The organism is Sediminicola arcticus (genome assembly GCF_040566695.1).
Taxonomy (GTDB): Bacteria; Bacteroidota; Bacteroidia; order Flavobacteriales; family Flavobacteriaceae; genus Sediminicola; species Sediminicola arcticus.
On record NZ_JBEXAE010000001.1, the window covers coordinates 578725 to 595176 of the forward strand.

At 37.3% G+C, this 16452-nt stretch carries 14 protein-coding genes and 1 tRNA gene; 9 read left to right on the top strand and 6 right to left on the bottom strand.

What is annotated here, in order from left to right; genetic code table 11:
- Positions 1-4: 4 nt before the first annotated feature.
- The 3 genes from ABXZ36_RS02545 to ABXZ36_RS02555 all read left to right on the top strand — a co-directional run bounded on the left by ABXZ36_RS02545 (position 5) and on the right by ABXZ36_RS02555 (position 1723).
- Positions 5-952, top strand: coding sequence for a PorP/SprF family type IX secretion system membrane protein (locus ABXZ36_RS02545; RefSeq protein ID WP_354613896.1), 948 nt, complete (start codon positions 5-7; stop codon positions 950-952).
- Positions 953-997: 45 nt separating this feature from the next.
- Positions 998-1354, top strand: coding sequence for a dihydroneopterin aldolase (gene folB, locus ABXZ36_RS02550; protein ID WP_354613897.1), 357 nt, complete (start codon positions 998-1000; stop codon positions 1352-1354).
- Positions 1355-1652: 298 nt separating this feature from the next.
- A tRNA-Cys gene (locus tag ABXZ36_RS02555) sits at positions 1653-1723 on the top strand.
- 74 nt (positions 1724-1797) lie between these two features.
- Here ABXZ36_RS02555 and ABXZ36_RS02560 read toward each other — a convergent pair.
- A complete protein-coding gene (locus tag ABXZ36_RS02560) occupies positions 1798-2196 on the bottom strand; it encodes a DoxX family protein (protein ID WP_354613898.1) in 399 nt (132 codons plus the stop codon).
- Positions 2197-2232: 36 nt separating this feature from the next.
- The gene (locus ABXZ36_RS02565) at positions 2233-3384 is read right to left on the bottom strand and encodes a DNA polymerase III subunit (protein ID WP_354613899.1); all 1152 of its coding nucleotides are present in this window, start codon (positions 3382-3384) and stop codon (positions 2233-2235) included.
- A gap of 218 nt (positions 3385-3602) precedes the next feature.
- Between ABXZ36_RS02565 and ABXZ36_RS02570 the strand changes: the two genes are divergently transcribed.
- From ABXZ36_RS02570 to ABXZ36_RS02580, 3 genes are all read left to right on the top strand, one after another.
- Positions 3603-4796, top strand: coding sequence for a phosphoglycerate kinase (locus ABXZ36_RS02570; RefSeq protein WP_354613900.1), 1194 nt, complete (start codon positions 3603-3605; stop codon positions 4794-4796).
- 119 nt (positions 4797-4915) lie between these two features.
- Positions 4916-6544: a lytic transglycosylase domain-containing protein gene (locus ABXZ36_RS02575; protein WP_435602043.1), complete on the top strand. Its 1629-nt coding sequence runs from the start codon at positions 4916-4918 to the stop codon at positions 6542-6544.
- A 20-nt stretch (positions 6545-6564) separates the two neighbouring features.
- A complete protein-coding gene (locus ABXZ36_RS02580; protein WP_354613902.1) occupies positions 6565-7560 on the top strand; it encodes a DUF4837 family protein in 996 nt (331 codons plus the stop codon).
- Positions 7561-7823: 263 nt separating this feature from the next.
- Here the strand turns inward: ABXZ36_RS02580 and ABXZ36_RS02585 are convergent, their stop codons facing one another.
- The 4 genes from ABXZ36_RS02585 to tatA all read right to left on the bottom strand — a co-directional run bounded on the left by ABXZ36_RS02585 (position 7824) and on the right by tatA (position 12114).
- On the bottom strand, positions 7824-7994 hold the full coding sequence (locus ABXZ36_RS02585; RefSeq protein WP_354613903.1) for a DUF6747 family protein: 171 nt from the start codon (positions 7992-7994) through the stop codon (positions 7824-7826).
- A 361-nt stretch (positions 7995-8355) separates the two neighbouring features.
- A complete protein-coding gene (locus ABXZ36_RS02590; protein WP_354613904.1) occupies positions 8356-8526 on the bottom strand; it encodes a DUF6747 family protein in 171 nt (56 codons plus the stop codon).
- Between the two features lie 377 nt (positions 8527-8903).
- The gene (locus ABXZ36_RS02595; protein ID WP_354613905.1) at positions 8904-11534 is read right to left on the bottom strand and encodes an OmpA family protein; all 2631 of its coding nucleotides are present in this window, start codon (positions 11532-11534) and stop codon (positions 8904-8906) included.
- A 388-nt stretch (positions 11535-11922) separates the two neighbouring features.
- Entirely contained in the window at positions 11923-12114 is a 192-nt protein-coding gene (tatA, locus tag ABXZ36_RS02600; RefSeq protein WP_354613906.1) for a twin-arginine translocase TatA/TatE family subunit, read from the bottom strand.
- A gap of 199 nt (positions 12115-12313) precedes the next feature.
- Between tatA and ABXZ36_RS02605 the strand changes: the two genes are divergently transcribed.
- From ABXZ36_RS02605 to ABXZ36_RS02615, 3 genes are all read left to right on the top strand, one after another.
- Positions 12314-13183: a M23 family metallopeptidase gene (locus tag ABXZ36_RS02605; RefSeq protein WP_354613907.1), complete on the top strand. Its 870-nt coding sequence runs from the start codon at positions 12314-12316 to the stop codon at positions 13181-13183.
- A gap of 7 nt (positions 13184-13190) precedes the next feature.
- Positions 13191-14690, top strand: a complete 1500-nt coding sequence (locus ABXZ36_RS02610; protein WP_354613908.1) for a GH3 auxin-responsive promoter family protein — start codon at positions 13191-13193, stop codon at positions 14688-14690.
- 75 nt (positions 14691-14765) lie between these two features.
- Positions 14766-16451, top strand: a complete 1686-nt coding sequence (locus tag ABXZ36_RS02615) for a DUF6909 family protein (protein ID WP_354613909.1) — start codon at positions 14766-14768, stop codon at positions 16449-16451.
- Position 16452 lies beyond the last annotated feature (1 nt).

The following is a 16452-nucleotide window of genomic DNA, read 5'->3' on the forward strand; positions in this document are numbered from 1 at the left end:
AATTATGCGAAATACGGTGTTAACCCTAGTGTTGCTTTTTGTTGCGCTGGCCTCCAGAGGACAGGAGCTGACCCTACCCCAGCTTTCCCAATATTTGGCGGATAACCCTTTCGTTATTTCCCCTACCTATTCGGGTATTGGGGATCATATCAAGATCAGGATCAATGGGCTTACCCAATGGGTAGGCATCAAAGATGCGCCGGATACTCAATCTTTGGCTGCAGATGCCAGGGTTGGCGAAAAGTCGGGCGCAGGAATACTCTTGTACAATGACAGCAATGGGGAGACCAAGCAACGCGGAGCCAGGCTTTCTTTTGCGCACCATTTAACACTAGACAGGTACGATGATCAGTTTTTATCCTTCGGTATCTCCTATAATTTTAATCAGTTCCGAATCGATATTGAAAATTTTAGGGATAATAATGATGCTTCCGTAACAGATGACCGATCCACGACCAACCACAACTTTGACGTAGGGTTCTTATATCGGAAGGATAAATTTTATATGAGTGTCAATGCGTCTAACTTGTTGGATAAGGATTTAACCAAGTTCAATCCTGTTTTTGAGCCCAATAGGCTTAGGAACTACTATATTTACACAGGATACAGATATAAAAAGAGCAAGAATAGTGATATGGAGATAGAACCCTCTGTCTTCTTTCAATACTTTGAAAGTGATGGGCGTTCCGTAACCGACTTAAACTTAAAATTCCGATGGTATGATTTTGAGGATTACTATTACGCAGGGGTAAACTACCGTTTTCTTAATGATCAGATAGGGAATCCTCTTTATATTGCTCCTATCGTTGGTTTTAAGAAGAACAATTTCTATTTTGGATATTCCTACCAAGTAATATTGAATGAGATATTAGGGTTTAGTTCTGGGACACACGTGGTCACCTTAGGGGTAGACCTTTTTCAAGGGCTTAGTAATTGCAGGTGTATGTACTAACTATTCCATACAATTGGATTAAATTTGTTGAAATTTAGAACGATTGTGGGAAAAGTAAAATTAAGTAACATTAAAGCTTATGGTCATCATGGCTGCCTCCAAGAAGAAGCAATCATAGGAAGCGATTACAGAGTGGACCTTGAGGTCGTGGCCGATCTTACCAAAGCGTCACAATCAGATAATTTATTGGATACCGTAGATTATGTGCACCTCAATCGCATTGTAAAGGAAGAGATGAAGATTAGGGCGAAACTCTTAGAACATGTCGCAAAGCGAATTGTGGATAGAGTTTTTTCTGAACTTGCTATGGTAGAAGAAATAAAAATCTCTGTCTCCAAAATTAACCCCCCTATAGGTGGAGATGTAGAAATGGTCTCGATAAATTTGCAAAGAATTCGTTGAAAAACAACGGTTCGTTTTTGTAAAGTTAGAAATTAAAGTACATTTGTTTTAGTAATTGGCATTGTGGTCGAAATGGATAGACGGGGTCCCGCAAGGACCTTTATAGTGGTTCGAGTCCACTCGATGCCTCAAACAAAAACGGTCTTAAATTCTTAAGACCGTTTTTAATTATAAAGAAGGGAATTCCTCTTTTTTGATCATTAGGGAAGGAACCGTAACACTTGGTTCGGTTTAAAGAAAACTACTTTAAAATTAATTTTTTTTAGAATTAATTTTTGTAGATTTGCAATCCAAAATTGGCATCGTGGCCGAGTGGCTAGGCAGAGCTCTGCAAAAGCTTGTACAGCAGTTCGAATCTGCTCGATGCCTCAAAAAAAACCGTCCAACTGGACGGTTTTTTTATTTTATAAGATTTCGAGGTTAAAAAGTATAAATGTTCATTTTTATGCCTGTAATAAGAAAACCAAAAAGATGGCAGGGATAAAATATACTGCAATGGTCTTTGCCCCTTCGTAGTCTTTGGCTATTCGTTGTCCAAACAACAACATTAACAGGGCTGCACAGGATATAATGGCACTATAAAATGCAAGCTGACTTTCTCCTACCATGGCTAATTGGAACAAACCAACGGCAGACAGGACCCCTGCAATCATTTCCGTGACCACCACGATGCCCAATAACATAGGAACCATATTTTTTAGAGGTGTTTCAGCGAAATGGCCAGTTAACCATGATAGGTTGCCCTTCCAATCGATTAGTTTATCAATACCACTTTGTAAAAAGGTAATTAATAAGAAAAGTAATAATAGTATTTCTGTAGCATTATTAGTAATGTTTTCCATATTAGACTTAAGTTTAAAAAATTAGGTTTATTGGGATTATGCGGCCTTCTTATGAAGTAATCGCGTAAGTTTTATAGATAGGTCTGTCAGTATTATTTTAGAGTTCCCGTTGCGTTCTATATGATAGATGGCAGCTTCCAGTTCCTGAGTAATCTGTTGAATATTGTTTTCATGTATAAATGGGGCAAATTTTGCCAACTGGAAACCTTCTACATGAATTTTCATATAAGTCAGTTCAGACACATTGTAATTGGTCAACATAGCCTGTCTCATAATCGCAAGGCAGTAAAGCATAAATTTTTTTTGTGTTTCCCTTCCCGTTTTGGCGACCTCTTCGCTCCATAGGATAAGATCATGAATGGCAGCTTTGTTGCCTTTTGCCTTAAAAGCACTCCTCACCCATTGTACAAACCATCTTTCAAAAACTAGATCTTCAGAATCTTGGTTCATCAAATCCAATGCCTTCTTAAAATTACCATCAGCTTCATGGGAAATTCGCAAGGCCTCTTCTTTACTAAGGCCCTTTTCCAATAGCCCTTGGGCAATAACCTCTTCGGCCAATGGGGGAAAGTGCAAAATCTGACATCTGGAACGTATCGTCTGTATAATTTGTTCCTCCTCTTCTGCAATCAGAATAAAAACAGTCTTCGCAGGAGGCTCCTCTATTAGTTTTAACAATTTATTTGCTGCAGAATTATTCATTCTATCGGCCATCCAAATAATCATCACCTTATATCCTCCTTCATAGGATTTAAGGGCTAGTTTTTTCACGACCTCCTGTGCTTCATCCACGCCAATCATCCCCTGTTTTTTTTCTATGCCGATAAGTCGGTACCAATCGAAGAGATTGCCATAAGGCTGATCCCTTAGAAACTCTCGCCATTCCTCCATATAATGGTTACTAACGGCGTGACTCTTTATCTTATCGCTATTGGATACAGGAAAAGCGAAATGAACATCGGGATGTGATATGGAGTTGCATTTTGCGTTACAGGCGGTATGATCTCCTGTATTCTCTCCTTGAGTATTTGCACAAATGACATATTGCGCATATGCCATGGCCATGGGTAATGTTCCACAACCTTCTTGACCAACAAATAACTGGGCGTGCGGAATACGACCCGCATCAGCACTGAAGGTTAAGTGTTTTTTTATATGGGATAGTCCTAAAATGTCTTTGAAAAGCATAGGTCAAATATAGTTTATTTGCCTGTTCTTCCATAATAGCAACACCAATGTCACTTTCAATGGACCAAGAGCATTTTTAAAGGGGTTGGTTGCCAACTGGTTATAAAGTAATCAACAACAGGTAGTTTTGTGCCGGAACCCTAAAGAATATGCTTCCCTGGTTTAAACATACTAGAGAAATCTTTACATTTGCTTTTCTCAAAAAAATTCTTGTAAAGATGAAAACCATTAATGATTTTAATTTTAAAAATAAAAAAGCCTTAATCCGTGTTGATTTCAATGTTCCTTTGGATGCAGATTTTAAGGTAACAGATTCCAATAGGATTGAAGCTGCTAAACCAACAATCATCAAGGTTTTAGAAGATGGAGGAAGTGCAGTTTTAATGAGCCATTATGGTAGACCACATGGCACCCCTAATGCAGAGATGTCTTTGGGCCACATTTTAGATAAGGTTTCTGAAATCATTGGTGTACAGGTAAAATTTGTCAATGATTGTGTTGGTGAAGTCGCGGAGAAAGCAGTTGCCGATCTAAAGGATGGTGAGGTATTGATGCTAGAAAACCTTCGTTTTCATGCCGAAGAAGAAAAAGGAGACAGGGAATTTGCAGAGAAACTTTCAAAGTTAGGGGACATTTATGTAAACGATGCCTTTGGAACGGCTCATAGGGCACATGCCTCTACTACCGTTGTGGCTCAATTTTTTAAAGAAAAAAGATGTTTTGGAAGTTTGATGGCCAAGGAAATTGAGGCGATTGAAAAAGTAATGAGAACGGGAGAAAAGCCGGTAACTGCTATTTTAGGGGGTTCTAAGGTTTCTTCTAAAATTACTATCATAGAGAACATACTTAGCAAAGTAGACCATTTGATTATTGGAGGAGGTATGACCTATACTTTTATCAAAGCAAAAGGAGGAAAAGTAGGAGATTCTATATGTGAAGATGATAAGATGGAATTGGCTTTGGATATTCTAAAACAGGCCAAACAAAAAGGAGTAAAAGTCCATATTCCGGTGGATGTTTTGGCGGCTGACAGTTTCAGCAATGATGCCAACACCAAAATTGTAGCTGTAGATGCTATACCGGATGGATGGCAAGGATTGGATGCAGGTCCAAAAACGTTGGCTAATTTTAAAGAGGTTATCTTAGAAAGTAAGACCATTTTGTGGAATGGTCCTATTGGAGTTTTTGAAATGGATAGTTTTGCCAAAGGCACCATAGCAATAGGTAATTATATAGATGAGGCCACTAGTAAAGGAGCATTTTCCCTAGTTGGTGGAGGAGATTCTGTTGCGGCGGTAAAACAGTTTGGTTTTGAGGAAAAGGTAAGTTATGTTTCTACTGGTGGTGGGGCAATGTTAGAAAGTCTGGAAGGAAAGGTTTTACCCGGAATTGCCGCAATATTAGAGGATTAGAATCGTTATAAAAAGTATAAGAAAGTTCGTTTACAAATACTTTAAGAGGTTATGTTTTAATCTTTGAAAAATTTGTACGATTTTCGTCGCTTCCCATTTTAAATTGAAGAAAGCTTATGATGAAATTAAAAAACATTGGTCTAGTGCTTTGTTGCCTTTTAGCGGTGTCTGCTATGGCACAGGAAAAGGAAGGTGCGCGTAAAAAACAACGAAAGAATAACGTAGTTCAAGAGGCTTCCGTAGATACCGTTGCTATGGATATGGAAGGGGTTGAACAAATGGAACTCATGGAATCTCCTGGACAATTGGAGGATTCTCCAGCCATATTGGTCAAGGTTAGCAACAAATATAATTTGTCCGATAGGAACGATACTGCTAAATATGACAAATTGTGGCTAAAGGAACTCTACGAAAACCAAAGTCTTTTTGATTCCATTTACAGCACTGTAACCAATTTGGAAGTAGATTCACTTTACCATTACGATTTAGATACGGAGACACTTAAGGCTAGATTGAAGATATTGGATCAAAAGACGCCCTTTAACATCGCCTACAACCCATCTCTTGAAAATGTTATAAAGACATTTTTAACTAGAAAAAGAGGATTGATGCAGCGCATGCTAAAGGTAAGTCAGTTTTACTTCCCTATGTTTGAACAGGAACTGGATAGTTACAACGTGCCATTGGAGTTGAAGTATTTGGCCATTATTGAGTCGGCCTTAAACCCTAGGGCGAGATCCAGAGTTGGGGCTACAGGCTTATGGCAATTTATGTACAGCACGGGAAAGATGTATGACTTAGATGTGAGCAGTTATGTGGATGAACGCAGTGACCCAATTGCCTCTACCAAAGCAGCGGCAAAATATCTATCTAAACTTCATGGTATTTTTAACGATTGGGACTTGGCTTTAGCTGCCTATAATTCAGGACCAGGGAATGTGAATAAGGCAATTAGAAGATCTGGAGGATATACCAACTATTGGAATATAAGAAGAAACCTCCCTAGGGAAACAGCAGGATATGTGCCTGCATTTTTAGCGGCTATGTACATTTTTGAATATGCTGAAGAACACGGTTTGCAGCGAGAGAGGATTGAAAGACCAATTTTTGATACCGATACGGTGCATGTTAAAAACCTTATCACTTTTAATCAGATTTCTGAGTTGGTAGATGTTTCTATTGAAGAACTACAAATATTAAATCCTTCCTATAAATTAGATGTTATTCCATATGTAGAAGGAAAAAATTATGTGTTGCGATTGCCAAGAGAGGCCATGGGTAAATTTGTAGCTAACGAGACGGCTATTTATGCACATGTAAAAACAGAACTGGAAACAGAGGAGAAACCTTTGCCAGATCTAGTTAAGGCACAAGATAGGATCGTCTATAAAGTTAGAAGTGGGGATTATTTGGGAAGAATTGCAGAAAGACATGGTGTTGGGGTAAGCCAAATAAGACAATGGAATGGATTAAGGGGTAATACTGTGAGGATAGGACAACGACTCACTATCTATGCAAAAAACCCTGTAGCTTCAAATGTTTCTAGGACATCATCTTCATCATCAAATAATGCAACAAAGTCAGCAATAGCAAGCGACACAAAGATCCATACAGTAAAGAGTGGGGATTCGCTTTGGACCATTTCGAAAAAATATCCTGGAATTAGTATTGAAAATTTACGAGAATGGAACGGTATTAGAGGGAATGACATTAAAATTGGCGCTAAATTAAAATTGTGCAGTTGTTAAACCTAAATACTAAAACCAAAATGAAAAAATCAGGAACACTTCTTCTTGTTCTTTTAATGGCAGTTACTTCTTGTAAGGAGGGAAAAAAGATAGAGTACAAACCAGAATCAATTGGGTCTATAAATTCGGTGTCCGTAGTCATGGACAATGAGCTTTGGAAAGGGCCTGTAGGCGATAAGGTTAGAGAATACTTTGCTGCGCCTGTTCTTGGCCTTTCTTGGGAAGAGCCTTTATTTACAATAAACCATATGTCCTTAAATGTTTTTACGGGAGCCGTAAGAAACACTAGGTCTGTATTGTTTGTCGCTAAGGATTCCTTGAACTTAGGGCACATCAAAACTGATATGTATGCAAGGCCACAAAAAGTTGCTGTGATAAAGGGAAGTACAGATGCTGAAATCATCGATAACTTAGATGAGAATGCTGCAGAGATAATTGAGGCTTTTAAGTCAGTGGAAATTTCAGAAGCTCAAAAGAGATTTCTAAGATCTGTGAATAAAGAAAAAGTCCTCGAAGAAAAATTTGGAATAACCTTATCCATGCCCTCAGCCTATAAGGTTGGTAAGCAAGAGGATAATTTTGTTTGGATAGATAGGCAAATCCAGAAAGGGAATATGAATATTATTGTTTATAGTATGCCAGAAGATAGTTTTTCAAGTGACGCCACCTTTGTCAAGGATATTGTTGCTATGAGGGATTCCATTGGTAAAAAATATATCCCCGGACCAGATGTTCCAGGAAAAGTGACGTATATGATGACGGAAAAGGCTTTTTCTCCCTATGTTTCTCCTGTTGTAATTGCTGGTAAAATGGCTGTTGAGGTAAAAGGTATCTGGGAGATGAATGGCTATCCAATGGCGGGGCCATTTTTATCCTATATTATCAATGATGAGGCGAATGATAGAAAACTGGTCATAGAAGGCTTTACATTTGCTCCTTCTACAGAGAAAAGAGATTATATGTTTGAACTAGAAGCCATTTTGAAATCTGTCAAATTTGATATTCCTAAAAAATAGGGTACATGTATAAAAACTAAAACAAGAGCGACCTACACGGGTCGCTTTTTTGTTTTAATGGGGGTAATTATCTCATGGGCTTTAAAGGTGTTTTAGGCTGCTATGAGAGCAAATGGCAACTAAGGCAATGCTTTTTCTGGCTAATTAGTATTTATGGACAGGATCCATTAATAAAGGGCCACTGCAGCGACCCTTTATTTTAATTCAGAAACATATACGTAACCATTTTTGTGGAAAAATAGTATTTTAAAGATGTTACTTTTTTAATCGAAGGCATAGCCCGTTATCAATCTAAAAATAAAGGCATAAACCACAACTGCAAACAATCCAAAGCAAAACCATGAGAGTGCCTTAAAATAGTTTTTGATAAGTAAATTTCCTAGGTTTTTAAAACCCTCAAGATATATTTCTTTAACAAGTAGTAGTTTGCTCATAATCGTATTTTTTCGGATTAATACCTTATAAAGGTAATTCTACTGTACGTGTATTTATAATTTAATGGCTTAAGTGAGGATAAAACAGGTGTACGAAAGGCCCCAATAAATTTAATCTATGAATGGGTTTTTTTGTAAGACGAACGGTGTAGTCTGTTGAATAACAATTGGTTAATTGAATCGATAAAATGGTGTTTAGTGACTAAACACTAATGAGGCTTCAATTTGTTTCGGATATATTTAATTTCATAGAGACATTGAGGAACTGTTCCTCTTAAGAGAGAATAACATTTGGTGAAGGACATAAAAAAACCCCTATGGATATTTCCATAGGGGTTTTATATATGCTATTGGAATTTAATTAATCCCAAACAAATCCTGTTGACATTCTGAAAACCAAAGCGTACATGGCAACTGCGATTAATGTAAAACAAACCCAAGAAAACACCTTTAGGTAGTTCTTTAAGATGAGATGTCCTATATTTCTAAATCCTTCTAAATAAATTTCTTTGATAAGTAATAGTTTTGTCATACCCCACGTTTTAAGATTAAGTTAAAACAAAGGTCGGGGACATATGGGAGCTAACGAAAATTACTAGCTTAAATGGTCGCTTCTGCGGATGAAAATACGAATATTGTATACTAAATGATGAAGTGTAATTATATTCGATAAACTGTTAAGACGAAAGGAATAAAAAATCAGATAAACGGAAATAGGGCCTGTGATTCAAATTGTGGTAGGCTAATAATTAGGAGTATATAAACTGAGGACTAGGATACTACAATGAATATTTTAAGTAAGTGTTAAAATATAGGCCCAAATAATAAAGCTATTGATTTATTATTTGGGCCTTAAAACTTTAGTTTAATTGTGCTATAAAAAACAAATAAGTATAGCTATTGAATAATTTACATATTCACTATAATAATTTCCGACCGTCTGTTTAATTCGTGCTTCGTTCCAGAACAAGGAACCCTATTTGTACATTCATTTATCAATTGCTCTTCACCATACCCAATTGCACTTTCTATTCTTGTAGCGTTAATACCCTTCGAAATTATATAATCTCTGGTTGATTTTGCCCTTCTGTCCGATAGGTATTTATTGTAAACATCATTACCTCTAGAATCGGTGTGGGATTCAATCTTTATCACCATATCGGGATATTCGTTCATGACACTTACCACCTTATCTAACTCTAAACTTGCATCGGTTCTAATATTGAATTTATCAAAGTCGAAATAGATAATGTCGGTCTTGAGTTTCCTTATCCCATTTTCAATGGCAATGAGGTCTTTTAGCTTTTTAATGGAAACATCCACATTTATCAATTCATTATCTTTAGTGGTTACAGGAAATTCTTGATCAAAATAGGAGTCTTGGGTAATTTTTAAGACGTATTTGGTATTCCCATCTAAATCTTCAAAAACAAAGGTACCATCGTCCCTAGTAACGACCTCTTTTAGTTTGATGTTGTTTTCGTCTAATAAGGAGACCAAACTTTGTGGCATTACGTCTCCTGTAATTAGCTCCGTAACAACTCCAGCAATGGCATTTTGGTTTGGCACTACTTCTTCTACCAACAAACGCTTAAAGGAATAGATATCATCATCTCCTTTTCCACCTTTTCGGTTAGACGCGAAATAGCCTTTTTGGTTTTCTTCATTTACGATATAAGAAAAATCGTCTTTATTGCTGTTGATGGGCTGCCCCATATTCAATACTTCTTTAAAACCTTCCTCGTCGTAAGCAACTTCATATACATCTAGACCCCCCAGACCTATATGACCGTTAGAGGAGAAGTAAAGCTTTTTGTCATTTATAAACGGGAACATTTCCTTTTGTTCTGTATTAATTCCTGGGCCAAGATTTTTTGGTGCAGAATATTGTCCGTTTTCCAAAACGTCCACAACAAAAATATCTGTCTGACCAATGCTTCCGGGCATGTCGGAAACAAAGTATAGTTGTTTCCCGTCTGGACTTAGGGCGGGATGGCCCGTGGAGTATTCATCACTATTGAAGGGCACTTCCTCTGCTTCTGTCCATTCACCATCCACTTTAACTGATCGGTATATTTTCAGGTTGTTAATTCCGTTTTGATCTCTTTTTAATTTTTTACCATAATTATTTCTGGTAAAATACATGGTCATATTATCTGGAGTAAACGTAACCGAAGCCTCATGATACTTCGTGTTAATTTTTTTTGAAAATTTAATGGCGCTTTTTAAATCTTGTGATTCACCATTTATTTTGGATACGTACAGATCTAAATAGGGTTGATTGTTCCATTTATACCTCCTGGTTTTTAAAAAGGAAGAATCCTTAGCGGAGGCAAAGACTATTTCATCTCCATTGTGAAACATAGGTGAAAATTCAGAATACTTTGTGTTAATAGCCAAATTCTTTAAACCAAAATCCTGTTCTTTAGTTAAGATGTTATCCAGTACAGCTTCTTTCTTTTCTGCGTTCAGTGCTGTCCTGGTATTATTAGGCTTATTAGACTTCATGTTTTGATCATAAAGACGCATCAAACGCTTAGATCGAGCATATTTTCCTGTACCCTTTAAGGTATGGGCATATTTAAACAATTGATCAGGAGAAAGATCTTTCTCATAACGTTCATATAGGATATTGTACCAATAATAGGCCTTGGGCATATCGGTATTGTAATAATAGGCATCACCCGCTTTTTGAAGTACGGCAAAGGAGTAATTTTTAGAATCCTTTTTTAAAGCCTCTTCATAAAGTTCGGCAGCTTCTGCATACCACATTTTATTAAAGTACTCATCCGCTTTTTGAATCAGTCGGCTAGTATTGGGGTTGTCTTTTTCTTTGGAATAGGTTATTTGCCTTCTATTAGTCCTTCTTTTGGGTTTTTCGTCCTCCACCTCATCAACAGTATTGAGCATATCATAGGTAACTTCGTCTATGGACAATTCTTGTTCGCTCTTGGAATTGTTTTTTAATGGTTTTGTCTCCTGCAGGGGAGTTTTTGTCCCAGCCTCAACAGGAGATGATGGAATCGGAGATGTTGTCTTGTCCTTTAAGTCTATTTTATTGGCTTTTCCGCCATTATCAACATTCATCAACCAAAGAGGTTCAGTATAGGAGCCATTTAATTTGGAGTTACAGGACTCAATTGCTTGGTCTAAAGATTCATATTGAGCCAAATAGACATAATTAAGGCTATTTTCAGAATTCTTTATAAATCCAGCGGAAAATCCTTTCCCTTTAAGTTTTTGAACTAATTTTTTAGCGTTGATTAAATCGGAAAATACTCCGGTTACAATATAATACCCTTCACCTGCACCTTTCAGGTTATAGAAAGTTCTACTATGGATATTGTTTTTAGTCGCTGCTCTTTTAAACGCCTCTCCAGAAACTCTCTTGTTAGGTACAGAGGAATTACGAAATGTGGTCTTATTAACACGGGTAAGTGCAGCATAATCACCATTGCTTGCCATATAATTCTTCTCTATACCCTGCGCACTGCAAATTGCAGCGATCAAAAAAATATAGGCTGTAAGAAGGTTTTTCATCGATGCAGCTATTTGTTGGGATTATTGGTTTAAAGATCTTGGAATGATAACGTAAAAACCAACTTATTTATTGGGTTGGCATAGTGTTCTGATTTTCAGCAAGTTTAAATCCCTATTATCTTTAAACTACGAATTTAGCGGATGAAGTACCATCCAATTACTTTTTGTTGTGAAAGTGATGCATTTTGTCGTAAACAAGGGATTTATGGTTAAGAGGTAGATGGTAAAGATTGCTATTCTCAAAGAAAAGAGGGATTTCCACAAACTCTTGTAAGGATGGCATTAAATATTTTTTAATGCAATTATGGCATTAGCAGCCAAAGAATAGTAGATGTTAAAACAAAAAAAACACCCACAAGGGGCGTCTGGTTTTTTAGAATATATAAACTTATTTTTTTTCTTCGATCTTGTCATTTGGGGTATCATCTTCCTTTGAGGCGTCCTTAAATTCTTTAATTCCGCTCCCAAGTCCACGCATTAATTCCGGAATTTTCTTTCCACCGAACAATAAAAGAATAACCAAAACCACAATAACTATTTGCCAAGGGCCAACTGCTAAAAAAATGTTTGAAGATATCATTTCAGATGATTTAAATAGACTACAAATGTACTAAAAAAGTAACAAGTAATCCGTTATTATTATAAAGGAAATACTAATTTAACGATGTAAACCAAATCCTATTAATAAGCGTATACATTTTAACGATGGATTATATGTCTATGGTAGAATTATTAAATCTGCTCTTAATTATTCGAGAGTAACATTATATTTGTAGACTATGGCCAATAAAGGTGAAAAAAGAAAGGAAATAAAAAAGAAGCTTTTACATAAGTATCGCTTGGTGATACTTAATGAAAACACTTTTGAAGAAAAAATCTCCTTTAAATTGAGCCGATTAAATGTTTTTGTTACGGGCTCCCTTTTTATTGTGGCCCTTATTGCGTTTACAACGGTACTTATCGCCTTCACACCTTTAAGAGAGTATATTCCTGGCTATTCTTCAACTAAATTAAAAAGACAAGCCACTGAATTAACCTATAAGACAGATTCCTTAGTCACCGTTTTAAATTACACCAACAAGTATTTAGATAATATTAGAATGGTACTTAATGGTGATATAGCAAATAACCAAGTAAATAGAGATTCTTTGTTCGAACAGTTCAAGTTGGATCCATCTTCCATAGACCTTACTCCTATACGAGAAGATTCCTTATTGAGGGAACAAGTTGAAATGGAAGACAAGTACAGTTTGTTCGAAAGAGATATCAAAGATGTGAACCTTGTGCTTTTTCCTCCTGTAGGGGGAACCATTACCCAAGAATATAATCCACAGAAGAAGCACTATGCTGTAGATGTGGTTGCAGTTACTAATACACCTGTAAAGGCCGTAGCAGATGGGATGGTTATTTTTGCAGAATGGACAGCAGATACAGGATACGTCATTATTTTAGAACATAAAGAAGGCTTATTGTCTGTTTACAAACACAATGGTTCTCTAAACAAACAACAGGGAGATATGGTCAGGGCCGGAGAGGTCATTGCCTCTGTAGGTAACACAGGAGAATTAACTACTGGACCGCATCTTCATTTTGAACTTTGGAACAATGGTGGTCCGGTTAACCCTTTGGATTATATCGATTTTAAATAAATAAGCTATGTCACTAAAGTCTTTTGCAGCGCGGATTTTTGCAAGACGAATTTCAAAGAGGAACGCCAAATGGATTAATAACCCATTACAGGCACAAGAAAAGGTCTTTGCTCAATTGATTAAAAAGGCACAGCATACAAAATTTGGTCAAGACCATAACTTCGATGCCATAAAATCATATTCAGATTTTTCTAATAATGTCCCTATTAGGGATTATGAAGAATTAAAACCGTATGTTGATGAGGTAGTAGCGGGTAAAGAAGATATTTTGTGGCCGGGGAAACCTGCCTATTTTGCAAAAACCTCTGGCACTACTTCAGGTGCTAAATACATCCCTATTACCGATGAGTCTATCAAATACCAGATAGAGGCCTCCAGAAATGCCATCTTGAATTATATTGATGAGACGGGGAATGCCGATTTTGTGACCGGTAAAATGATATTCCTACAGGGAAGTCCGGAGTTACATGAAAAAAATGGCATTAAATTGGGAAGGTTATCTGGAATCTCCGCCCATTATGTGCCTGCCTATCTGCAAAAAAATCGACTCCCATCTTGGAAAACCAATTGCATTGAAGATTGGGAAACAAAGGTCAATGAGATTGTAAAGGAGACGGAACAGGAGGATATGACTGTTATTGCAGGGATTCCTTCATGGGTGCAGATGTACTTTGAAAAATTGAACCAAAAATCAGGGAAGAAGGTTGGTGAGCTTTTTAAGAACTTCCAGCTTTTTATCTACGGGGGTGTAAACTTTGAACCCTACCGGGCAAAATTTGAGAACTTAATGGGCAAAAAAGTAGATAGTATAGAGCTTTTCCCTGCCAGTGAAGGTTTTTTTGCCTATCAAAATTCCCAAAAGGAAAAGGGCATGCTTCTTTTGTTGGATTCGGGAATCTTTTACGAGTTTGTAAAATCAGATGAGTTTTTTGAAAAAGGTGCGCAACGATTGACTTTAAAGGACGTTGAAATCGGAGTGAATTATGTGATGATTATTTCTACCAATGCTGGGTTATGGGCCTATAATCTGGGAGATACTGTTCAGTTTATTTCCTTAAAACCTTATAAAATTATTGTATCCGGAAGGATTAAACATTTTATTTCTGCCTTTGGGGAGCATATAATTGGCAAGGAAGTAGAAGAGGCCATGCGAAAGGCGATCTCGGCATCAGATGCCAGAATCAACGAATTTACCGTAGCCCCACAGATTGCACCAGAAGGAAATCAGTTGCCCTATCATGAATGGTTGGTGGAATTTGAAAAGGAGCCAACAGATCTTGTAACGTTTATAAAAATACTGGATAAGGAACTGCAGGATCAGAACAGTTACTATTTTGATTTGATAGAGGGGAAGGTACTCCAAACCCTAAAAGTAACTCCAATCAAACAAGGAGGGTTCAATGAATATATGAAATCCTTGGGCAAATTAGGAGGGCAGAATAAGGTGCAACGATTATCTAACGACAGGAAGGTAGCCGGTGCCCTAAAGGCCTATACAATAGACTAGTAACAATCCTATTTTAGAAAATAAGCGCACTTATGGGATATCCTAAATAATAACCGTAATTTTGCCAGCAGAATTATGAATAAATTAAAACATACAACGAGAGCTCAAGAGTCTACCAATGCTATTGAGCGGTTATATATTACCATGCGCCACCTATTCAATAGAGGGTTTTACAAACCAATGGGCGTTTCAGGGGAGACCCTGAGAAATGCCTTATTGCAATTGCGACCAGAGATTTACGGTTCTATTGCGGAAGAAAAGACAGAGTTGAACGGATTGATTTATGTCTTGGAACGTTTGCCAGAAGGAATTGAACAGTGCAGGTTTATAAACCTTACATCTGATGAAGGCTATGCAAAATCACATTTCAAGGCAATTATTCCTCCCAAAAGAAGAAGAAACTGCTATCGTATAGACGATGAGCAGATGAATATTGAAATTACCAGGGGACGTTCGGACATTTATGACATCCTTACCCATCTTACCTTTTTGTTTGTCGAGTCCCAAAAAATAGCCAAAAGGGTTTTAATAGAGGATACCGATAGGACCATTAGGGACTGGATGAAATTGGAGGAGGCCATTTCAAAGAATAAATTGACCCAAACAGAAAGGGAGGTGGCATTGATTCATACAGCCAATATATTGGGAAGGTCTTTTACGGAAGCCATAGAAATACACAAAAAATTTGCTACAAAAACAGAACCAGATCGATTTCTTAAGATTGTTTATTGGTTAGGGAAACTAGCTATAGAGGAAGAAATTACTGGTGATAAAAGGGCTATTACCTTTACCCCTCTTTTACGGGAGCGCCTGGGTCACCACATTCATGGAGAACGATGGGCCAACGCAATTAAGGAATGTTTGAATGAGCATGGACTTTTGAAAAGGCCAATTCACATTATCAGTGCGAATATGCATAGTGTCATGAATTCGCTATTTGCCAAAAATGCCCTTGTAAAAGAATTTGGAAACAAACCAGAATTGGAAATTTATGAAGCACTTAGTTCACCTGAAAATGGGGCATTGAGAAACAAGGTGACATCTGTGGCGAAGAAAAATGGAATGCTTACTGTGGATGATACTTCAGGTACCAATATAGATGTGCAAATATTTGATACCGCCAAATTAGGAAAGGATGTCTGCTGCTTTGAATTAAGGGAAGGAATTCCTGATGATAAAAAGCCTGTTATTTTTGTAATGGACTATGCGTTCGGGGAACAAGCTTATGAAACTATTGATGAGTTTTTAAAACCTTATAAAAAGAAAAAAAACCAAGAGGTATTCTTAGATGTAGCTTCTATTTCCATTATGGGAAAGGCGGGGATCTTGGAAGGCGGCAAAGGAGATCTGATGATTCCAACCTCCCATATTTTTGAAGGTACGGCAGATAATTATCCTTTTAAGAACGAGTTCAGCGCCAAAGATTTTGAAGGCAACGGACTTAAGGTATTGGAAGGCGCCATGATCACGGTATTGGGAACGTCTTTACAGAATAAGGATATTTTGAAATTCTTCCATGAATCCACTTGGAATGTCATAGGTTTGGAGATGGAAGGGGTGCACTATCAAAAAGCGATACAAGCAGCTTCCAAAGTGCGTAAGAGCATACGGGAAGATGTAAAAGTACGCTATGCCTATTATGCGTCAGATAATCCTTTGGAGACAGGAAGCACTCTGGCCTCTGGAGGCTTGGGGACTACAGGCGTAAAGCCAACTTATTTGATCACAGATAAAATACTAACACAAATATTTAATTCATAGC